Here is a 21,696-nt window from a genome sequence, read left to right on the forward strand (position 1 = left end):
AAACAGGTGACGCATGACCGTTGTAAAAACGCTGAACTCCTATTGCCTTCGCTGGGGTTTGATCGGCGCTGCTTGAAATCGCAACCGAGCGGCAACGTCTAATGAACATCATCAAACCTTGCGTGAGACCCTTTTCATGAGTGGACAAAACTCGCATTCAGGCGAGCTGAAACGCGGCCTGAAAAATCGCCATATTCAACTGATCGCCCTCGGTGGCGCGATCGGTACCGGGCTGTTCCTGGGCTCGGCCGGCGTACTGAAATCTGCCGGCCCGTCGATGATCCTCGGCTACGCCATCTGCGGCTTCATTGCATTCATGATCATGCGCCAGCTCGGCGAAATGATCGTCGAAGAGCCGGTGGCCGGTTCCTTCAGCCACTTCGCGCACAAATACTGGGGCGGTTTCGCCGGTTTCCTGTCGGGCTGGAACTGCTGGATCCTGTACATTCTGGTGGGCATGTCGGAGCTGACTGCGGTCGGCAAGTACATCCACTACTGGGCGCCCCACATCCCGACCTGGGTCTCGGCCGCCGGGTTCTTCGTCCTGATCAACCTGATCAACCTGGCCAACGTCAAAGTCTTTGGCGAGGCCGAGTTCTGGTTTGCGATCATCAAGGTCGTGGCAATCGTCGGCATGATTGCGTTGGGCAGCTATCTGCTGGTCAGCGGCCACGGCGGTCCGCAAGCATCCGTGACCAACCTGTGGGCCCACGGCGGCTTCTTCCCGAACGGCGTCAGCGGTCTGGTGATGGCCATGGCGATCATCATGTTCTCCTTCGGCGGCCTGGAAATGCTCGGTTTCACCGCAGCCGAAGCCGACAAGCCGAGAACCGTGATCCCGAAAGCCATCAACCAGGTGATCTACCGGATCCTGATTTTCTACATCGGTGCACTGGTCATCCTGTTGTCGCTGACGCCGTGGGACGCCCTGTTGGCGACCCTGAACGCGTCGGGTGATTCCTACAGCGGCAGCCCGTTCGTGCAAGTGTTCTCGATGCTCGGCAGCGACACCGCCGCGCACATCCTCAACTTCGTGGTCCTGACCGCAGCGCTGTCGGTGTACAACAGCGGCACCTACTGCAACAGCCGTATGCTGCTGGGTATGGCCGAGCAGGGCGATGCGCCGAAAGCCCTGGCGAAGATCGACAAGCGCGGTGTGCCGGTGCGCTCGATCCTCGCTTCGGCGGCGGTAACGTTGATCGCGGTGTTGCTGAACTACCTGATCCCGCAAAACGCGCTGGAACTGCTGATGTCGCTGGTGGTTGCCACCCTTGTGATCAACTGGGCGATGATCAGCTTCTCGCACTTCAAGTTCCGCCAGCACATGGACAAAACCAAACAGACGCCGCTGTTCAAGGCCCTGTGGTACCCGTACGGGAACTTCATCTGCCTGGCGTTCGTGGTGTTCATCCTCGGCGTGATGCTGTTGATCCCGGGCATCCAGATCTCGGTGTATGCGATTCCGGTGTGGGTCGCGTTCATGTGGGTGTGCTACGGCATCAAGAACAAGCGCAGTGCTCAGCATGCGTTGCAGGCGGCAAGCGCGAAGTAAGCGCAGCACGCAGAAACAACAAACCCGGCCAATGTGCCGGGTTTGTTGTTTTCACCGTGCCTACACAAATCCCCTGTGGGAGCGGGCTTGCTCGCGAAAGCGGTGGGTCAGGCAATGTTGATGTTGACTGATCCACCGCTTTCGCGAGCAAGCCCGCTCCCACAAGGTCCGTATTCCATCAATCTATTCGCGGTATTCTAGCGGCCCTGAACCCGGACGCTTTTTCCATGCTGGTGATTTCCAACAATGTGCATCTGCCGGATGCCGAGATCGAGTTGACGGCCATTCGCGCGCAAGGCGCTGGTGGGCAGAACGTCAATAAGGTCTCCAGCGCCGTGCACCTGCGCTTCGACATTCCGGCCTCGTCCTTGCCCGAGTTCTACAAGGAGCGGCTGCTGGCGCTGCGTGACAGTCGCATCACCAGTGAAGGAGTGTTGATCATCAAGGCCCAGCAATACCGCACGCAGGAAGCCAATCGCGCCGATGCGCTGGAGCGGCTGACCGAGTTGATTCTCAGCGCCACCAAGGTCGAGAAGAAGCGTCGTCCGACCAAGCCGACCCTAGGTTCGAAAAAGCGTCGGCTGGAGTCCAAGACCAAGCGCGGCAGCATCAAGGCTGGACGCGGCAAGATCGATTTCTAGCGGGTGTCCCGCTCTCCACGATACTTAGGCGCTTGCCGGTACAAGTAAACGCTCAGCGCCAAACCACTCAAAGCGGCAATTGCGGCAAACAGAAAGATCGACGCAAAACCAAATCCCGCTGCAATCGCACCGGCCAGCGGCCCGGTAATCCCTAGCGACAAATCGATGAACAGCGAGTATGCCCCGACCGCCGCGCCACGGCTGGAGGCGGGCACCAGGTTGACCGCTTCCACGCCCAACGCCGGAAACACCAGCGAGAAGCCGAAACCGCTCAATGCCGCACCGGCCAGTGCCCAGTGCGCATCCGGTGCCAGCCACAGCAACAACAGCCCCAGGGTTTCAACCGACAGACAGGCAATCGCCACGCGAAAGCCGCCGAGGCGGTTGATCAGGTTTCCGAACAGCAGCCGTGCGCCGATGAAGCTGGCGCCGAACAAACTCAGGCACAGCACCGCGTTGTCCCAGTGTTGCGTGGCGTAATACAGGGTGATGAAGGTGGCGATAGTGCCGAAGCCGATCGAGCCCAGGGCCAGGCCGCAACCATGGGGCAGTACCCGTCCAAGCACATGCATGAACGGCAGCCGTTCACCGACCACAATCGGCGCGGCGGTTTTCGGCCATGCCAGCGCCAGGCCGAGGACGGCCAGCAGCACGATGCTCACGCCCATGCTCCACAAGCCCAATTGACTGACCAGCAGCACGCCCAACGGCGCGCCGACCGCCAATGCGCCGTAACTGGCGATGCCGTTCCAGGAGATGACTTTAGCGGTGTTTGCGGCTCCGACCCGGCCGATGCCCCAGCCGATCGAGCCGGAGCCCACCAGGCTTTCCGCGCTGCCGAGCACCAGACGACCGATCAACAGACTGATCAGGCTCAGCATCGGCAGGCTCTGGGTCCAGGCCGAAATCAGCATGAACACGCCACTCAAGCCGCAGCCGGCGAGACCGTACATCACCGCCAGTTTGCTGCCCTTGTTGTCGATGATTTTCCCGGCATATGGCCGGCTGAGCAGGGTGGCCAGGTACTGCACGCTAATCACCAGCCCGGCGATCACCGCGCCGAAGCCGAGGTCGCTGTGGACGTAGCCGGGCAATACGGCGAGGGGAATGCCGATGTTCAAGTAGCCGATGAAGGTAAAGAGAACGATGGAAACGACTTGCAGCGTGACCGCCAGGGGGCGCTGGTTTTCAGACATGGGTAAAGGTCCACGGGAAAGCAGGATAGATAGGCTGCTTATGATAGCGGCGCGAGCGGCCGCGAGGCGTGGAAAAGTAAAACTATTTGCCGGGCGGGGGTTATTCAGGTTTTTGCGGGGCAACCAGTTGCGTCGTGACCAGGGCGGCCAGGGCGTTTTCTTCGCTGCCGAAACGGGCGAGCAACGCGGCTTGTTTCTCGGGAGAGAGGCGATTCCAGATCTCGATCATCTTCTCGGCGGTGCCGATCAGGACGCTGGCCTGGGTTTCAGAGAAGTCATCAGTCATGGTGTGGAACTCGGGGTTCAGGCGGTGTGGAAAGCGCATGTTAGCGCTTTCCACACGGTCTGGCATTGCAGGTGTTTCAGTCTTCGCTGTCGGCCTGGCGGCGTTCAGTGGCTTCTTTCGGCTCGGGCTGTTGGGCACCGGCTTGTTGCGTGGTTGTCTGCTCAGTTTCGTGCAGGCTTGGGAAGGGGAGATTAGGGATCTCGTGCATGTTCGCGCTCCTCGCAAAGTCTGTTGATAGATCTGGTAGATCCGCGCTTTTAAAAAGCTTGGGCAGGATACAGCAGGAGAAATGACAATCAGACTTTTATATCCATTTGTTTCGACGGATGGCGTTGTCTAGACAGGTCAGTAGCAGCTACGGGGGGGGGATCGTTCCCACGCTCTGCGTGGGAATGCCTCAATGGAGGCTCCGCGTCCGCTGTTGGGACGCAGAGCGTCCCGGGCTGCATTCCCACGCGGAGCGTGGGAACGATCAGTCAGGGGATGTGTAGGGCTTGAGGTTATTTGCAGACTGCGGCGATTGCCTCGGCAAGCAGGTCAAGCCTCGTCGCGTCGATCCCGGCCACGTTCGCACGGCCGGTACCGACCATGTAAACGCTGTGATGATCACGCAGCTGTTTAACCTGGTCCGGCGTCAACCCGGTGTAGGAAAACATCCCGCGTTGCACACCAATGTGCGCAAAGCGTTCACGCAAGCCGTGTGGTTCAAGCGCTTCCACCAGACCGCTGCGCAGTTGGGCAATGCGCAAACGCATGGCTTCCACTTCGTCTGCCCAGAGGCTTTTCAGCTCTGGATCGCCAAGAATCGTTGCCACCACGGCAGCGCCGTGATCCGGTGGCGTCGACCACAGGTTGCGGGCGATGTTGGCCAGTTGGCTGCGGATATCCACTAACTTTTCAGCGGTTTTCGCACAGACAATCAGCGCGCCGGTGCGATCACGGTACAGGCCGAAGTTCTTCGAGCAGGAGCTGGTGATCAGCACTTCCGGCAACTCGGCAGCGAACAGCCGCGTCGACCACGCATCCTGTTCCAGGCCATCGCCGAAACCCTGGTAGGCGAAGTCGATCAGCGGCACCAGATCGCGACTGCGCACCACGTCCAGCACGCGGCGCCAGTCGTCATGGGACAGATCGAAACCGGTCGGGTTGTGGCAGCAGGCGTGCAGCAAAACGACATCGCCCTTCGGCGCTTCTTTGAGTACTGCCAGCATGGCTTCGACGTCGAGGCGGTTATCGCTGCCGACGTAGGGGTAGTGGCTGACCTTGACCCCGGCGGCCGCGAAAATGCTTTCGTGGATCGGCCAGGTCGGGTTGCTTAACCACACGCCACGGCCCGGCAGGCATTGGGCGATAAAGTCGGCGCTCAAGCGCAGTGCGCCGGTTCCGCCCGGGGTTTGGGTGGCGCCGGCCCGTTTTTCAGAGATCAGCGGGGAATCGACGCCCAGCACCAGCTCATTGATGGCCTTGCCGAACGCCGGTTCGCCGTGACCGCCGATGTAGGTCTTGGTGGTCTGGCGATCCACCAGACGCTGCTCGGCGAGCTTCACGGACTGGGGAATCGGCGTCAGGCCCTGGGCATCTTTATAGACGCCCACGCCAAGGTCGAATTTGCGCGGGTTAGGGTCCTGCGCATAGGCCTCCATCAGGCCGAGAATCGGGTCGCCGGGTACTCGACCTATGGCGTCGAAATGCATTATTTGCGGCCCTCGGCGTCCTTGGCTACGTCGTCAGTGCGTGCGGCCATGATGAAATCGTTGCGGTGCAGACCCTTGATGGAGTGGCTCCACCAGGTCACGGTGACTTTGCCCCACTCGGTCAACAGGCCTGGGTGGTGACCTTCCGCCTCGGAGATTTCGCCGACCGCATTGGTGAATGCCAGCGCGTGCTTGAAGTTCTTGAACAGGAAAACTTTTTCCAGCTGCATCACGCTGTCGCGAACTTCGATGTTCCAGTCCGGGATCTGCTTGATCAGTACCGGCAGTTCTTCGTCGCTGACCTGTGGAGCGCCGGCCTGGCAGGCTTCGCAATGGGCTTGGTTCAATGTGGACATGATGAGTTCCTGAAATCGAATTGTTGGAAATCGGCCGTCAGTACCCCACGCTAAACCAAAGCGTCGGTTTCTGACAGGCTCACTTGATTCTAAAAGCTGCGGATCACGCGGCTTTTTTTGGCGGAAATTTGGGGGCGTGCAAACCCAGCTGCATGCCTTGCTTGACCATGCTCATGATGTCTTCATGAGCTACATCAAACAGGCGCTTGAGGTTCGGCAAGACAAAGTACAGCGGTTGCAGGATGTCGATGCGATAAGGCGTGCGCATGCATTCCAGCGGATCGAACGGCTGATGCTCAGGTTCGTCCGACAGGCAGTAAACGGTTTCTTTCGGCGAGGAGAGAATGCCGCCGCCGCAGATGCGCAAGCCTTCTGGCGTATCGACCAGGCCAAACTCGATGGTCATCCAGTACAGACGCGCCAGGTACACGCGCTCTTCCTTGGTGGCTTGTAGGCCAAGTTTGCCGTAAGTGTGGGTAAATTCGGCGAACCAAGGGTTGGTCAGCAGCGGGCAGTGGCCAAAGATCTCGTGGAAAATGTCCGGCTCTTGCAGGTAATCCAGCTCTTCGCGGGTACGAATAAACGTCGCCACCGGGAACTGCTTGTTGGCCAGCAATTCGAAAAAGGTCTGGAAGGGGATCAGCGCCGGGACGCGGGCAACTTGCCAACCGGTGGTTTCACCGAGGACTTTGTTGATCTCGCCCAGTTGCGGAATGCGGTCGTGGGGCAGACCGAGTTTTTCGATACCGTCCAGGTACTCCTGGCACGCACGCCCTTCGATCACTTTCAGTTGGCGAGTAATCAGCGTGTTCCACACCGCGTGTTCTTCAGCGGGGTAGTCGATAAAACCTTGCGCATCGGGCTCGCGAGCCACGTATTGCGTCTGCTTCATGCTGCTCTCCTGCTAGGGGATTTCGTTCTTGTTATGTGTTGCTATGGACATAGGAATACCCCAATGATTGCGGCCTTGCAGTAGGTGATCGGCGCTCTATGTAGGAAAAAATCGCGAAAAACGTAAAGTATTCGTTACGAATCGGCAGCCGCCGTGTAGTTGCTGAGATTCTCGGGTTTGAAAAGCGCTTTGACTGTCACATAATCTTGACGGCTTTCTCAGTGCCCTATCAGAAAAATCGGGCGCTAACCCTGTGGGAGCCAGCCTGCTGGCGATAGCGGTCTGTCATTCGACATCAATATCGCCTGATGCGACGCCATCGCCAGCAGGCTGGCTCCCACAGGTCAATCATCGTTTATCAGGTCTTTTATATGCGTATCAAAGTCCACTGCCAGAACCGCATCGGCATCCTGCGCGACATTCTCAACTTGCTGGTCGAGTACGGGATCAACGTCGCTCGTGGTGAGGTCGGCGGTGAGCATGGCAACGCGATCTACCTGCATTGCCCGAACCTGATCAACATTCAGTTCCAGGCGTTGCGTCCGAAATTCGAATCGATTGCCGGGGTGTTTGGCGTCAAGCGTGTAGGGCTGATGCCCAGCGAGCGTCGGCACATGGAGCTCAATGCCTTGCTCGGCGCTTTGGAGTTTCCGGTGCTGTCGATCGACATGGGCGGCTCAATCGTCGCGGCCAACCGTGCGGCGGCGCAGTTGCTGGGTGTGCGGGTCGATGAGGTGCCGGGCATTCCGCTGTCCCGTTATGCCGAGGATTTCGACTTGCCGGAACTGGTGCGCGCCAACAAGTCGCGGATCAACGGGCTGCGGGTCAAGGTCAAGGGCGATGTGTTTCTCGCCGACATCGCGCCATTGCAGTCGGAGCATGACGACAGCGAAGCCATGGCGGGCGCGGTGTTGACGCTGCACCGGGCTGACCGGGTCGGTGAGCGCATCTATAACGTGCGCAAGCAGGAATTGCGTGGGTTCGACAGCATTTTCCAAAGCTCCAAGGTGATGGCAGCGGTGGTGCGTGAAGCAAGGCGCATGGCGCCGCTGGATGCGCCGCTGTTGATAGAAGGCGAAACCGGCACCGGTAAAGAGTTGCTGGCGCGTGCCTGTCACCTGGCGAGCCCTCGCGGCCAGTCACCCTTGATGGCGCTCAACTGCGCCGGCTTGCCGGAATCGATGGCCGAGACTGAGTTGTTCGGTTACGGGCCCGGTGCTTTCGAAGGGGCGCGGGCCGAAGGCAAGCTCGGGCTGCTGGAACTGACGGCGGGCGGTACGCTGTTTCTCGATGGCGTCGGGGAAATGAGCCCGCGGTTGCAGGTGAAATTGCTGCGTTTCCTGCAGGACGGTTGCTTCCGCCGTGTAGGCAGTGATGAAGAGGTTTATCTGGATGTGCGGGTGATCTGCGCGACGCAGGTGGATTTGTCCGAGTTGTGCGCGCGCGGTGAGTTTCGCCAGGATCTGTATCACCGCTTGAACGTGCTGTCGCTGCACATCCCGCCGCTACGCGAATGCCTCGACGGTTTGACGCCGCTGGTAGAACACTTCCTCGATCAGGCCAGCCGGCAGATCGGTTGCCCGCTGCCGAAACTGGCGCCGGCGGCGCTGGAGCGGCTCAGTCATTACCATTGGCCGGGCAATGTCCGGCAGTTGGAGAACGTGCTGTTCCAGGCAGTTTCCCTGTGCGAGGGCGGGACCGTGAAGGCCGAGCACATTCGCTTGCCGGACTACGGCGTGCGTCAGCCGCTTGGCGATTTTTCGCTTGAGGGTGGTCTGGATGAGATCGTCGGGCGCTTTGAGAAAGCGGTGCTGGAGCGGCTGTATTCCGAGCATCCGAGCAGTCGGCAACTGGGCAAGCGGTTGGGGGTTTCGCACACGACCATTGCCAACAAGTTGCGTGAGTACGAAGTGGGCAAAGACCCCGGCAACACCTAGGTCCCTGTAGCAGCTGTCGAGCACCGCGAGGCAGCGTTCGGCGGCGCAGCCGTCGCAAACCCGGCGTGCAAGGTTTTGCTGCTACACCGCGGGGGCTGGTTTTACGACGGCTTCGCCGCCGAACGCTGCCTCGCGGTGCTCGACAGCTGCTACAAGGGTTTCGTTGAGCTCACGAGGCTGACACTTGCCACCAAACGGCATAACACCGCCGGTTTTTCGTCTCCGATACATTTCCCCAATCCCCGCAAAACCCCTCAAGTCCTTTGTTTGCCGGGCCTCGCGCCGTCAAAAGAAAGTTGGTCTGCAAATTGCTTATCGCTCAGCAGTACAGCGGTGGGCGGCAAACGTCCGGCATGCAGAGGAAAGAGTGTGGATAAGTACCTTTATGTGGCAATGACCGGCGCCAGCCAGAATGCACTGGCGCAGAAGGCTCATGCCAACAACCTGGCAAACATCTCCACCAACGGTTTTCAGAAGGACCTGGAACAGGCCCGTTCGATGCCGGTGTTTGGTGACAGCTTTCCGGCGCGTGCGTTTGCCATGACCGAGCGTCCGGCCACCGACTTCTCTCCAGGGTCGCTGGTTGAAACCGGTCGCGACCTCGACGTTGCGGTGCAAGGCAATGGCTGGATCGCCGTGCAGACCCCGGACGGCGCTGAAAGCTACGTGCGCACTGGCAGCCTGAACGTGGACGCCCTGGGCGTGCTGCGGGCCGGCAACGGTATGCCGGTGATGGGCAATGGCGGACCAATCGCCGTGCCGCCCGAGCAGCAGATCGAAGTCGGCGAAGACGGCACCATCAGCATCCGTGCCATGGGCGAAGGCCCGCGCGTGATGGCTGAAGTCGACCGCATCAAACTGGTCAACCCTGACCTGAAGAACATGACCAAGGGCCTGGACGGTTCGATCCACACCAAGGACGGCAAGCCGGCGCAAGCCGATGCGGGCGTCAAGCTGGTGTCCGGATTCCTTGAGTCGAGCAACGTCAACGCCGTGGAAGAAATGACCTCGGTGCTGGCGCTGGCCAAGCAGTTCGAGCTGCACATCAAGATGATGAACACCGCAAAAGACGATGACCAGGCCATGGCTCGGGTCTTGCAGATCAGCTAATTATCAGAACGTCGCGCCGTAAAACAGGCGCACGAGGAGAATCGAATGCTTCCGGCTCTATGGGTTGCCAAAACAGGTCTGTCCGCCCAGGACACCAACCTGACGACCATTTCCAACAACCTGGCCAACGTGTCGACCACGGGTTTCAAACGTGACCGCGCCGAGTTCCAGGACTTGCTCTATCAGATCAAACGCCAGCCAGGCGCCCAGTCGACCCAGGACAGCGAACTGCCGTCCGGTCTGCAAGTGGGTACCGGTGTGCGCATCGTCGGCACCCAGAAAAACTTCACCGCCGGCAGCCTGCAAACCACCGAGCAGCCGTTGGACCTGGCCGTCGACGGTCGCGGTTTCTTCCAGATCCTGCAGCCGGACGGCACCACGTCCTACACCCGTGACGGCACGTTCCACCTTGACTCCAACGGTCAGATCGTCAACGCCAGCGGCTTCGCCCTGGAACCGGCCATCGTCATTCCGAACGACGCACAGACCTTCACGGTCGGTCGCGACGGCACCGTGTCCATCACCGTTCCGGGTAACCCGGCCAACCAGGTGATCGGCAACCTGCAAACCGCCGACTTCATCAACCCGGCCGGCCTGCAAGCTGTGGGGAACAACCTGTTCCTGGAAACCGCTGCCAGCGGTGCGCCGCAAATCGGCACCCCGGGCCTGAACGGTTTCGGTACCACGCTGCAGAACACCCTGGAAACGTCCAACGTCAGCACCGTTGAAGAGATGGTCAACATGATCACCACTCAGCGCGCCTACGAGATGAACTCCAAGGTGATCTCCACCGCCGACCAGATGCTCTCGTTCGTAACGCAGAATCTGTAATCAGTCTATGAGGCGGCCATGAGGCCGCCTGCAACACCGTGAGGTAGGGTCATGAATCGCTTTGTATCTGTTCTGGCACTGAGTGGGGTCGTCGTGCTCGCGGGCTGCGTCGCTCCGCCGCCCAAGCCCAATGACCCTTACTACGCCCCGGTGTTGCCGCGTACGCCGCTGCCGGCTGCCGCCAATAACGGCTCGATCTACCAGGCCGGTTTCGAACAGAACCTGTACAGCGACCGCAAGGCGTTCCGGGTCGGCGACATCATCACCATCACCCTGAACGAACGCACCCAGGCCAGCAAGAACGCCAACTCGCAAATCGGCAAGAACAGCAAGACCGACATCGGTCTGAGCTCGTTTTTCGGCGGTGGCCTGAGCACCAGCGATCCGGTGGGCAGCGGTAGCCTGAGCCTGGACGTCGGTTACGAAGGTGACCGTGCGACCAAGGGGGACAGCAAGTCCGGCCAGAGCAACAGCCTGACCGGCTCGATCACCGTGACCGTCGCCGACGTGCTGCCCAACGGCATCATCGCCGTGCGCGGCGAGAAGTGGCTGACGCTCAACACCGGCGATGAGCTGGTACGGATTGCCGGCATGGTGCGCGCCGATGACATCGCCACCGACAACACCGTGTCGTCGACTCGCGTCGCCGATGCACGCATCACCTACTCGGGCACCGGTGCGTTTGCCGATGCGAGTCAGCCAGGCTGGTTCGACCGTTTCTTCCTCAGCCCGCTGTTCCCTTTCTAGGTGGCTACGTTGAATCTTAAACACCTGATGGTGGCTGCCCTGATGCTCTCGGCTGCGTTCAACGCGCAAGCCGAGCGGCTGAAGGATATCGCCAGTATTTCCGGCGTACGTTCCAACCAATTGATCGGCTACGGCCTGGTGGTCGGGCTTAACGGCACCGGCGACCAGACGACGCAAACCCCGTTCACCCTGCAGACCTTCAACAACATGCTCTCGCAGTTCGGCATCAAAGTGCCGCCGGGTTCGGGCAACGTGCAATTGAAGAACGTCGCCGCCGTGTCGATCAGTGCTGATTTGCCGGCGTTCGCCAAGCCGGGACAACAAGTCGACATCACCGTATCCTCCATCGGTAACTCCAAGAGTCTGCGTGGCGGCACCTTGCTGCTGACGCCGCTCAAGGGTATCGACGGTAACGTCTACGCGATCGCCCAGGGCAACCTGGTGGTCGGCGGTTTTGATGCGGAAGGTCGCGACGGTTCGAAGATCACCGTCAACGTTCCGTCGGCCGGTCGTATCCCCGGTGGTGCCTCGGTCGAGCGTTCGGTGCCGAGCGGTTTCAACCAAGGCAACAGCCTGACCCTGAACCTCAACCGTTCGGACTTCACCACCGCCAAACGTATCGTCGACAAGATCAATGACATGCTCGGCCCTGGCGTGGCCCAGGCCATCGACGGCGGTTCGATTCGTGTCAGTGCACCGCTTGATCCAAGCCAGCGCGTCGACTATCTGTCGATCCTCGAGAACCTTGAAGTCGACCCGGGTCAGGCGGTGGCGAAAGTCATCATCAACTCGCGTACCGGCACCATCGTGATCGGCCAGAACGTCAAGGTTTCGCCAGCCGCCGTGACTCACGGCAGCTTGACGGTGACCATCACCGAAGACCCGATCGTGAGCCAGCCCGGCCCTCTGTCCAACGGCCAGACCGCTGTTGTGCCGCGCTCGCGAGTCAACGCTCAGCAAGAAGCCAAGCCGATGTTCAAGTTCGGCCCTGGCACCACCCTCGACGAAATCGTGCGGGCGGTGAACCAGGTCGGCGCGGCGCCGGGTGACTTGATGGCAATCCTCGAAGCACTGAAGCAGGCCGGCGCGTTGCAAGCCGACCTGATCGTGATCTGAGGACAGCGACCATGGATATGCGCAAAGGTGGCCTGGGTGTGAGCAGCAACGATTCGGGGTCCTATTCGGACTTGAATCGTTTGAACCAGCTCAAGGTCGGCGACAAGGACAGTGACGCGAACATGCGCAAGGTGGCGCAGGAATTCGAGTCGCTGTTCCTCGGAGAAATGCTCAAGTCCATGCGCTCGGCCACCGAAGCGCTGGGCAAGGACAACCCGCTCAACACGCCGGCGGCCAAGCAATACCAGGAAATGTACGACCAGCAGTTGGCCGTTTCCATGTCCCGCGAGGGCGGCGGTATTGGTCTGGCGGACGTGCTGATGCGCCAGATGTCGAAGAACAAACCGCTGGCGCCGGGCGAGGCTGCGGCCTTGTCCGCCGCCAAGCAGGAAGCGGCGAAAGCGGCAGTGCAAACCCCGATTGCTGCCGGCACCGTGGCTACCGACGGTCCGCTGTCGCGCCTCAATGGTCAGCGTCCGTTGTGGGCCTCGCGTTCGGTCAAGGCGCCGACAGGCGAGGGCACCCATCGCAATGACATGGAGCTGATCAATCAGCGCCGCCTGGCCTTGCCGCCGAAACTGGCTGATCGCTTGCTCGCCGGTCTGGTGCCTTCGGCAACGACGACCGCCGCGACAACCCCGAACAAAACCGTGCTGCCTGAACGCGCCGCGACGCCGGTAGTGACCGGTGCCGGGCCGCTGTTCAATGGCGACTGGCTGCCTTCGCCAACCGATAACAAATCGAGCGGACGCTTGCAGGTCTACGGCCGTGCGATGGCGCAGATTCCACTGGCGCCGCCGAAGAAAGCCTTCAGCTCCGCCGACGAATTCGTCAACACCATGCTGCCGATGGCCAAGGAAGCCGCCGACCGTATCGGCGTCGATCCGCGTTACCTGGTGGCCCAGGCTGCCCTGGAAACCGGTTGGGGCAAATCGGTCATGCGTGCCCAGGATGGCAGCAGCAGCCACAACCTGTTTGGCATCAAGGCCAGCAGCAACTGGAAGGGTGAATCGGCGCGCGCGATCACCAGCGAATTCAGGAATGGCGAGATGGTCAAGGAGACGGCCGAGTTCCGTTCCTACGATTCGTACAAAGACAGCTTCCATGACCTGGTGACTTTGCTGCAATCCAACAATCGCTATCAAGATGTTCTGAAGTCTGCCGATAACCCAGAACAGTTTGTACGCGAGCTGCAGAAAGCCGGGTATGCAACAGACCCGGCCTACGCAAGCAAGATTTCGCAGATAGCCAAGCAGATGACGAGTTACCAAAACTACGCTGCGGCGGGCGCTTCCACTACGCCTCTATAGGCACAAGGCATAAGGTCTGAACCATGAGTTTGCTCAATATCGGGATGTCGGGTCTGGCCGCTGGCCAATCCTCGTTGATGACTACCGGCAATAACATTGCCAACGCCGACACCGCCGGTTACTCACGCCAGCAAACCGTGCAGAGTACCAAAGCCTCGAATCAGTTCGGCAACGTCTACATTGGCACCGGTACGACCCTGGCCGATGTACGCCGCGTCTACAACAGCTACCTCGATGCGCAATTGCAGACCACCACGTCGCTCAACAGCGATGCGGCCGCGTACGCCGGGCAGATCAGCCCGCTCGACGCCTTGCTGTCGGACAGCGGCACCGGCCTCAATGGCGCCCTGACCAAGTTCTTCGCCTCGGTGCAGAACGTCAATGCCAAGCCGGGTGACGACGCGTCGCGTCAACTGCTGCTGAGCGATGCCCAGGCCTTGAGCAATCGTTTCAACTCAGTGTCCAGCCAGTTGACTCAGCAGAGCGCGAGCATCAACGGCAACCTGACGAACATGGCCGATCAGGTCAACAAACTTGCCGCCACCGTGGCGCAGTTGAACCAGAAGATTTCCGAAGTTTCCAAGTCCGGCGGCATGCCGAACGAGCTGCTCGATGCGCGTAACGAAACCGTGCGTCAGCTCTCCACCTTCACCGGTGCGCAGGTCATCGAGCGCGACGGTAACCTCGACGTTTACCTGGGCAGCGGCCAGCCGCTGGTCATAGGTGGCACCGCCAGTACCCTGTCGGTGGTGCCGAGCCAAAAAGATCCTTCGCGCGTGGGCATCCAGCTCGATCGCAACGGCAGCACTGTTGACATCACCTCGGTGATGACCGGTGGTGAAATGGGCGGTCTGCTGCGTTATCGCGACACCGTGCTGGACCCAGCCATGAACGAACTGGGCCGCGTGGCTCTGGTTGTCGCCGATCAGATGAACGGCCTCCAGGCCCAGGGCATCGACAAGAACGGTGCGTTCGGCTCGAACCTGTTCAACAGCATCAACAGTGCCGCGCAGATGGCCAGCCGCAGTGTTGCCACCGTCGGCAACAGCGCCGGTTCAGGCAACTTCGATGTGACCATCGCGGACAGCGGCAAGCTGACCATCAACGACTACAAGATCACCTTCACCACCGGCACCGACTACACCGTTTCGCGTCTGCCGGATGGCACGTCCATGGGCGCTTTCAGCACCCTGACCACGCCGCCGCCGGTGATTGATGGTTTCTCGTTGAAGTTGACCGGCGGCACCGCCGCTGCGGGCGACACGTTCAAGATCACGCCGACTCGCAACGCGGCTGCGAACATCAAGACCGAGATGACCGACTCCAAGCGTCTGGCCATCGCTGCACCGTTGAGCGCGGCCATTACGCCGGGCGGCAGCGGCACCTTGACGATCCCGGCCAGCGGTCAGCCTACCCTGACCACGAAGTTTGATATTTACGATGCCGCCACCACCACGGCGATCCAGAATGGCATCAAGAATTCGACGCCGGTCAAAGTGGTGTTCGGTGCGGCATCTGCCGACGGCACCAGCCAGACTTACCAGTTGCTGGACGCCAAGGGCGTGCAGATCAGCACCGGCACCATCAAGCCAAACCAGAACAACACACTGAGCCTGAGCGTACCGCTCAAGGATGCCTTGGGTGCGCCGATCATGGATCCGGGCCCGCCGGCCGTGCAGCGTACCGCGACCTTCGACATGACCGTGGCCGGCTCGCCGGGCACCGGCAGCGCAATCGACATCAACGTTGCGCAGCCAGGCACGATGGACAACCGTAACGGCACCGCCCTGGCCGGCTTGCAGACCAAACAGGTCGTGGACACCGGGAGCGCCAGCAAAGGCATTTCCCTGACCGACGCCTACGGCAAACTGGTCGAAGGTGTGGGCGCCAAAGCCGCTCAGGGCAAGCTCGACAGTGCCGCAACCGGCGCCATCCTGGCCAACGCCAAAGGTGCTCGCGACTCGCTGTCCGGTGTCGACCTCGATGAGGAAACCGGCAACCTGGTCAAGTATCAGCAGTACTACACCGCCTCTTCGCAGATCATCAAGGCTGCGCAGGAAATCTTCAGCACACTGATCAACAGTCTTTAAGGAGTCGTAGCCCATGCGCATTTCTACCGCCCAGTTTTACGAGTCCTCTGCCGCGAACTATCAGAAGAACTTCGCCAACGTGGTCAAAAGCAGCGAAGAGGCCAGCAGCCTGGTTCGCGTCAATACCGCAGCCGATGATCCGGTCGGCGCCTCGCGCCTGCTGCAATTGGGTCAACAGGCGTCGATGCTCGATCAGTACAAGGCCAACACCAACACCCTCAAGGCGACCCTGGGTCAGACCGAAGCGGTGATGACCAGCATCAACAACGTGCTGGCACGTGCCCAGGAACTGGCCGTGGGTGCCGGCAACGGTGGCTACACCGACGCCGACCGTCAGGCCAACGCCAAAGAGCTGGGTCAGATCGAAGAGCAGTTGCTGAGCCTGATGAACAGCAAGGACGAGAACGGCAAATACATCTTCGCCGGTTCCAAGGGCGATACCGCGCCGTTCTCGCGCAACGACGATGGCACCTACAGCTACAACGGTGACCAGGTGACCCTCGATCTGGCGATCGGCGACACCATGTCGATGGCGACCAACAGCACCGGTTGGGAAGTGTTCCAGCAGGCCATCAACACCAGCCGCAGCCAGGTCACCATGACCGCGCCGGCCGTGGATGACGGGCGTGTCGTCCTGTCCAATGGCCAGGTTTCGTCGAGCGTGACCTACAACAACAAATTCCGTGCGGGCGAACCGTACACCGTCGATTTCGTCAGCGGCACCCAGTTGAAAATCACCGACTCGGGCGGTAACGACGTGACCGCCGAAGCCAGCCAGGGCGGTGCGTTCGACCCGAACGCCAAAGCCGGCCAAGGCGTGTCTTTCCGCGGCGTCGAGCTGACCCTGAACATCAATCTGGCGGCCGGTGACACTGCAGCCACCGTGTTGCCGGGCCACAGCTTCACCTTGGCGGCCAAGCCTGACACGTTCACCGCAACTCGCAGCCCGGGTAACCCGTCAGCGACTCAAGTGACCGGCAGCAGCATCACCAACCCGACGGCTTACCACGCCAGTTTCCCGACCGGTTCGGCGGTGATGAAATTCACCAGTGCCACCGCATTCGATTTGTACGCAGCACCGCTGACGGCCGATAGCAAACCGGTGTCTTCCGGCACCGTGGTGGCCGGCGTTGCGACCGCCTCGGGCGTGAGCTTCAACCTGGCCGGTACACCAGCGGCGGGCGATCAGTTCAGCGTGGCCGTCAACACTCACGAAACCCAGAACATTCTGGACACCGTGAGCCAGTTGAAATCGGCGCTGAACACGCCAACCAATGGCGATCCGATCCTGACCCAGAAGCTGCAAGCCTCCCTCGCTTCGGGCATCGGCAACCTGAAGAGCGGCAACGATCAGTTGTCCAGTGCACTGAGTTCGGTGGGTGGTCGCGGTTCGGCCCTGGATACGCAGAGCGACACCAACCAGAGTCTGGTCCTGGCGAATACCCAGACCCAGTCGGCGATCCGCGATTCCGATCCGGCCGCAGTGATGACCCGCCTGACATTGCAACAAACCATGTTGCAAGCGTCGCAGCTGGCCTTCAGCAAGATTGCTCAACTGGGCTTGTTCAACAAGATCTGAGTCTGTGCCTGTCGAGCTGCCAACCGTCTTTTCCTAAGCGGTTTTGAAGCCTCTGCCTGAAAGGGCAGGGGTTCGCCGCTCGAGAGTTTTGTCGTGAATCAACACCCTCTAGTCAGTATCGTCATCCCCGCCTTCAACCCGCGCTTCTTCAGCCAGGCGCTGGAAAGTTCGCTCGCTCAAACGTACGAGAACGTCGAAATCGTCATCTGTGACGATTCGTCTTCCGACGAGATTCGCGACATCGTCGAGTCGTTTGCCGACACTGTGCACACCGTTCGTTACCTGCGTAACCCCAAGCGTCTTGGCCTGCAAAAGAACCTGCTGCGCTGCGTCGAAGCCGCGCGTGGCGAGTTCATCAAAGTGCTGTGCGACGACGACCGTCTGTTCGCGCCGGCTATTGCCCTGCAAGCGCAGGTGCTGATCGATCATCCCGAGGTCACCCTCGTTTGCGCCCTGCGCATGATGAGCGATGCCAACAACTTCATCTTGCCGCCACGGATCGACAACTGCCGTTTTTCGCCCATTGATTCGTTGCTCAAGGGCGATGACATGCTGGCGATTTTCGAAGGTACGCCGAAGAACTTCATCGGCAACTTCAGCTCGACGCTGATGCGCCGTGCCGATGTGCTCGAGCTGTTGCCCGCGCTGATCCAGGAAGGTTCCGGCTTCGTCGCGATGCTCGATTTCGCCTTGTTCGTGTGCCTGTTGCGTCGCGGCAATCTGGCGGCGCTGAACACCGTGCAGAGCACCGAGCGCCAGTACCCGGAACGCCTGAGCAAGACCCTGGAAATGACGCGGGCCGCTGTGCAGGAATGGGAATGGCTGACGCAAATGCTGACTGCACGCGGCGGCGAGTCGGCGCCGGCCTCGGGTTGGGTGCGCAGCGTCGAACTGAGCAAGGCTGCTGAAGAACCGCGCAATTGGGAAGAGTTGTGCGTGGTGCGGGTGCTGGGCAACCGCAACACCGTGGTCAACGGCCGAGTCGGCGGGAACAGCGACAGCTACGCCGATTTCTACCGCGAGTGGCTGGCGGTCCGCACCTTCAACCCGGCGGAAGCGCGGCACATGCCGGAACGCATCAGCCGCTGGGCCGTGCGTCCGAACCTGGTGCCGATCGTCATCGACACCGAATCCGACAGCGTCGGGCTGAAAGCCACGCTGTCCAGCATTGCCAGTCAACTGTATGCACCGCAAGCGGTCGTGGTGCTGTCCAACGCTGACTGCGATGCCGACGATAAAGTCCTGCAATTGCCGCTTGAGGCGAACTGGGCGCAACAGCTCAATGCCGTTGTACCGCAGCTGGAAGGCGCGCATTGGTTCTACCTGCTGCGTGCGGGTGACACGCTGCGCGAGTCGGCGCTGCTGGTGCTGGCCGAGCGCATCGCCAGTACGCCGGGCATGCTGTGCGCCTACAGCGACGAAGGCGCGCTGGTCGAGGGGGAATCCGTCGACCCGGTGTTCAAGCCTGACTTCAACCTCGACCTGATGCGTTCCTACCCTTACGTCGGCCGAACCCTGGCGTTCGAGCGCCAGCGCTTTCTGGCGGTGGGTGGTTTCGATTCGGTGCACGGTGAGCTGGCGCCACAGGATTTGCTCTGGCGTCTGGTGGAAGAAGCCGGGTTGCACACCATCGAGCACATTGCCGAGATTCAGGTGGAGTCGACCCAGACGTTCCCGGACTGGATGTCGTTGCCGGAGGTTATCGAGGGCAGTGAGGCACTGGTCAGTGCGCACTTGACCCGTATCGGCCTGGAACACCGGATTCGCCATGAACAATTGCCGCTGCTTAATCGCATCGATTACCTGCACGGCCACCGGCCGTTGGTCTCGATCATCATTGGCGCAGGTACGTCGCTGGGTGCGTTGCAGCGCTGCACCGAAAGCCTGATCGAAAACACCACGTACTCCGAATACGAAATCCTGATTGTCGATGACGGTCGCGGCGATCCGGCGATGGCCGATTGGCTGAACGCCATGGCTCAGATGGGCGCGGCCCTGCTGCGGGTGCTGCGTTATGCCGGCAGTGGCGGTGAGGCGACCCTGGTCAACTTCGCCTCCGAGCATGCCCGTGGCGAGTACCTGCTGACGCTCAACCCGCGCAGCGTGATTCGCGAGGGCGACTGGCTCGCCGAACTGCTCAATCACGCGCAGCGCCCGGAAGTTGGTGTGGTGGGCGCGCGGCTGCTTGGTCCCAACAATGCGATCGTCTCTGCCGGTTTGATCCTGGGGCTGGCCGGCCCGGCCAGTTCGCCATTTCTCGGCGAGCACGTCAGTGCCCGTGGCTACATGCAGCGCCTGCAAGTGGCCCAGAACTGGAGCGCCGTCAGCAGTGATTGCCTGATAGTGCGCAAAGAGGTGTTCGACAGCCTCGGTCAACGCGATGAAGCCGAATTCAACCTCGGGCTCAGTGGCGTTGATCTGTGCCTCAAGGCGGGCAAAAACGGCTACCTGGTGGTCTGGACACCTTTTGCGACCGTGATGATGGGCGAAGACCCGTCGCCTGTAGCCTCGCAGGTCGAGGTGCAGGCGCAGGTGTCTGAGCATGAAACTTTCTACAAAAAGTGGCTGCCGACGATCTCTCGTGACCCGGCCTACAACCCGGCGCTGACACTCGGTGTGGCGAGCTTCAGTCTGGAGCCTTCGCTGCGCAATAACTGGAACCCGTTCCGCCATCGCGACCTGCCGCTGATTCTCGGCTTGCCGGTCAATGAATCAGCAATCGGGCATTACCGTGTGACCGCGCCTCTGGCAGAGCTTGAGGCGGCCGGGCGAGTCATTGCGCGCGTGGCTTACGAATCGCCGTCGACCGTGGAAATCGAGCGGTTGTCGCCAGACACCATTATTCTGCAGGGCCGCTATAGCGAAGGCTCGGCGGCCGACATTCTGCGCATGAAGAAGTATTCCAGTGCCCTGCGGATTTTCGAGCTGGATGACTACATTGTCAGCACGCCGAAAAAGAACAGCCACGCCCGTAACAAGCCGACCAACACGGAGCAGATGTTGCGTGACGGCATTGCCCTGTGCGACCGCGTGGTGGTGACGACTCAGGCACTGGCCGATGTTTTGTCGAGCATGCACAGCGAGATTCGCGTGGTGCCCAACATGCTTCCGCCCGCGCCGTGGTTGACGCTGACCAGTCAGCGTCGTACCTCGAAGAAGCCGCGGGTTGGGTGGGGTGGCGGGACCAGTCATACCGGCGATCTGGAGATCATTGCCGATGTGGTTCGCGAGTTGGCCAATGAGGTGGATTGGGTGTTCTTCGGTATGTGTCCGGATGCCTTGCGCCCGTACATCCATGAGTTCCATGGCACGATTGATTTGCAGAGTTACCCGTACAAGTTGGCTAGCCTGAACCTTGATTTGGCGTTGGCGCCGCTGGAGTTTCATATCTTCAACGACTGCAAGAGTAATTTGCGGTTGCTGGAATATGGCGCTTGTGGGTATCCGGTGATTTGTACTGATACCCGGGCTTATGACGGGTTCCTGCCTTGCACCAAGGTTTTGAGCAATAGCACTGAAGAGTGGTTGCAGGCGATTCGGATGCATTTGGCTGATCCGGATGCCAGTTATCGCATGGGGGATCAGTTGCGTGAGGCTGTGCATCGGGACTTTATGTTGCGGGGGGATAATTTGCAGCATTGGCTTTGGGGGTGGTTGCCGGACTGATTGTTTTGTCTGTGTACATATCCGTTGCTGCGGTAACGGCGGCTTAGGGTTTCGCCCTTACGGCGAGTCCCTTTTGGCAAACGCCCCAAAAGGAACCAAAAGGTCTCGCCCCAAGCGTCCGGCCCCTCGCTAAGGCTCGGCGTTCCTTCGCTCCGGTATCCATCCGGGGACACTGCCCTCCGGTTGGCTTCGCTGCACCTACATGCAGCGTGTTCGACTGCGTCGAACGGCGCTGCGCGCCACTCCCCGGATGAACACCTCCACTCAGCCTCCCGAAAGGGGCGGGTAGATCAAAAGCTGAAGGCGAGCTAACGCTCGGCCTGATGAGTGGTGAGAAGCAAAAGCCGTACGCCGATCTGCTTTATGTGGGAGCTGGCCTGCCAGCGATGGCGGCCTGACAGCCGACCTGTTCTTTCGGATGTACGCAAGCTACTCGATAGCTACGATCCTTTTGGCTTTGGCTTTGGCTTTGGCTTTGGCTTTGGCTTTGGCTTTGGCTTTGGCTTTGGCTTTGGCTTTGGCTTTGGCTTTGGCTTTGGCTTTTGGTTTTTGACGTTGATCTTGATCTTGATCTTGATCTTGATCTTGATCTTGATCTTTCGCCCCTTCGGCAGGCCGAGCGTAGGTGTTCATCAGGGGGTGGGCGCGTAGCGCCGTGCGGCGAAGCCGCACACATCGAGAGGAGGTCGTCGC

18 protein-coding genes are annotated in these 21,696 nt (G+C 60.4%); 11 read left to right on the forward strand and 7 right to left on the reverse strand.

Annotated features, from left to right (window positions below; all coding sequences use genetic code 11):
- The first annotated feature begins 136 nt into the window (after nt 1-136).
- Nucleotides 137-1,552: an amino acid permease gene (locus ACA072_RS07610; RefSeq protein WP_497623837.1), complete on the forward strand. Its 1,416-nt coding sequence runs from the start codon at nt 137-139 to the stop codon at nt 1,550-1,552.
- A 227-nt stretch (nt 1,553-1,779) separates the two neighbouring features.
- The gene (gene arfB, locus ACA072_RS07615) at nt 1,780-2,193 is read left to right on the forward strand and encodes an alternative ribosome rescue aminoacyl-tRNA hydrolase ArfB (RefSeq protein WP_123364512.1); all 414 of its coding nucleotides are present in this window, start codon (nt 1,780-1,782) and stop codon (nt 2,191-2,193) included.
- Here arfB and ACA072_RS07620 read toward each other — a convergent pair.
- The 6 genes from ACA072_RS07620 to phhA all read right to left on the reverse strand — a co-directional run bounded on the left by ACA072_RS07620 (nt 2,190) and on the right by phhA (nt 6,617).
- Nucleotides 2,190-3,389: an MFS transporter gene (locus ACA072_RS07620; RefSeq protein ID WP_497623838.1), complete on the reverse strand. Its 1,200-nt coding sequence runs from the start codon at nt 3,387-3,389 to the stop codon at nt 2,190-2,192. The genes arfB and ACA072_RS07620 overlap by 4 nt on opposite strands.
- A gap of 100 nt (nt 3,390-3,489) precedes the next feature.
- Nucleotides 3,490-3,675 carry a hypothetical protein gene (locus ACA072_RS07625; RefSeq protein ID WP_497624954.1) on the reverse strand — a complete coding sequence of 62 codons (186 nt, stop codon included), beginning with the start codon at nt 3,673-3,675 and terminating at the stop codon, nt 3,490-3,492.
- 76 nt (nt 3,676-3,751) lie between these two features.
- Complete coding sequence (locus ACA072_RS07630) at nt 3,752-3,883, reverse strand: hypothetical protein (RefSeq protein WP_010461912.1); 132 nt, start codon at nt 3,881-3,883, stop codon at nt 3,752-3,754.
- Nucleotides 3,884-4,175: 292 nt separating this feature from the next.
- On the reverse strand, nt 4,176-5,369 hold the full coding sequence (locus ACA072_RS07635) for an amino acid aminotransferase (RefSeq protein WP_497623839.1): 1,194 nt from the start codon (nt 5,367-5,369) through the stop codon (nt 4,176-4,178).
- The gene (locus tag ACA072_RS07640) at nt 5,369-5,725 is read right to left on the reverse strand and encodes a 4a-hydroxytetrahydrobiopterin dehydratase (RefSeq protein ID WP_123509107.1); all 357 of its coding nucleotides are present in this window, start codon (nt 5,723-5,725) and stop codon (nt 5,369-5,371) included. The genes ACA072_RS07635 and ACA072_RS07640 overlap by 1 nt, the downstream gene beginning before the upstream one ends.
- A gap of 103 nt (nt 5,726-5,828) precedes the next feature.
- A complete protein-coding gene (phhA, locus tag ACA072_RS07645) occupies nt 5,829-6,617 on the reverse strand; it encodes a phenylalanine 4-monooxygenase (protein WP_497623840.1) in 789 nt (262 codons plus the stop codon).
- Nucleotides 6,618-6,988: 371 nt separating this feature from the next.
- Here phhA and ACA072_RS07650 point away from each other — a divergent pair, with 371 nt between their 5' ends.
- The 9 genes from ACA072_RS07650 to ACA072_RS07690 all read left to right on the forward strand — a co-directional run bounded on the left by ACA072_RS07650 (nt 6,989) and on the right by ACA072_RS07690 (nt 21,003).
- Nucleotides 6,989-8,554: a sigma-54-dependent transcriptional regulator gene (locus ACA072_RS07650; RefSeq protein ID WP_497623841.1), complete on the forward strand. Its 1,566-nt coding sequence runs from the start codon at nt 6,989-6,991 to the stop codon at nt 8,552-8,554.
- Between the two features lie 369 nt (nt 8,555-8,923).
- Nucleotides 8,924-9,664 (forward strand): flagellar basal body rod protein FlgF, encoded by a 741-nt coding sequence (locus tag ACA072_RS07655; RefSeq protein WP_497623843.1) that lies wholly within the window; start codon nt 8,924-8,926, stop codon nt 9,662-9,664.
- Nucleotides 9,665-9,709: 45 nt separating this feature from the next.
- Nucleotides 9,710-10,495 (forward strand): flagellar basal-body rod protein FlgG, encoded by a 786-nt coding sequence (gene flgG, locus ACA072_RS07660; RefSeq protein WP_219097700.1) that lies wholly within the window; start codon nt 9,710-9,712, stop codon nt 10,493-10,495.
- Between the two features lie 51 nt (nt 10,496-10,546).
- A complete protein-coding gene (gene flgH, locus ACA072_RS07665) occupies nt 10,547-11,242 on the forward strand; it encodes a flagellar basal body L-ring protein FlgH (protein WP_109628550.1) in 696 nt (231 codons plus the stop codon).
- 27 nt (nt 11,243-11,269) lie between these two features.
- Entirely contained in the window at nt 11,270-12,358 is a 1,089-nt protein-coding gene (locus ACA072_RS07670; RefSeq protein ID WP_438659492.1) for a flagellar basal body P-ring protein FlgI, read from the forward strand.
- Between the two features lie 11 nt (nt 12,359-12,369).
- Nucleotides 12,370-13,668, forward strand: coding sequence for a flagellar assembly peptidoglycan hydrolase FlgJ (gene flgJ / locus ACA072_RS07675; protein ID WP_497623844.1), 1,299 nt, complete (start codon nt 12,370-12,372; stop codon nt 13,666-13,668).
- 23 nt (nt 13,669-13,691) lie between these two features.
- Entirely contained in the window at nt 13,692-15,758 is a 2,067-nt protein-coding gene (gene flgK / locus ACA072_RS07680) for a flagellar hook-associated protein FlgK (RefSeq protein ID WP_497623845.1), read from the forward strand.
- A 13-nt stretch (nt 15,759-15,771) separates the two neighbouring features.
- Nucleotides 15,772-17,337, forward strand: coding sequence for a flagellar hook-associated protein 3 (locus ACA072_RS07685; RefSeq protein ID WP_497623846.1), 1,566 nt, complete (start codon nt 15,772-15,774; stop codon nt 17,335-17,337).
- Between the two features lie 93 nt (nt 17,338-17,430).
- Complete coding sequence (locus tag ACA072_RS07690; protein ID WP_497623847.1) at nt 17,431-21,003, forward strand: glycosyltransferase; 3,573 nt, start codon at nt 17,431-17,433, stop codon at nt 21,001-21,003.
- A 429-nt stretch (nt 21,004-21,432) separates the two neighbouring features.
- Here ACA072_RS07690 and ACA072_RS07695 read toward each other — a convergent pair whose 3' ends face one another.
- On the reverse strand, nt 21,433-21,636 hold the full coding sequence (locus ACA072_RS07695) for a hypothetical protein (protein ID WP_497623848.1): 204 nt from the start codon (nt 21,634-21,636) through the stop codon (nt 21,433-21,435).
- Nucleotides 21,637-21,696: the final 60 nt, after the last annotated feature.

Source organism: Pseudomonas sp. LBUM1656, assembly GCF_059716065.1.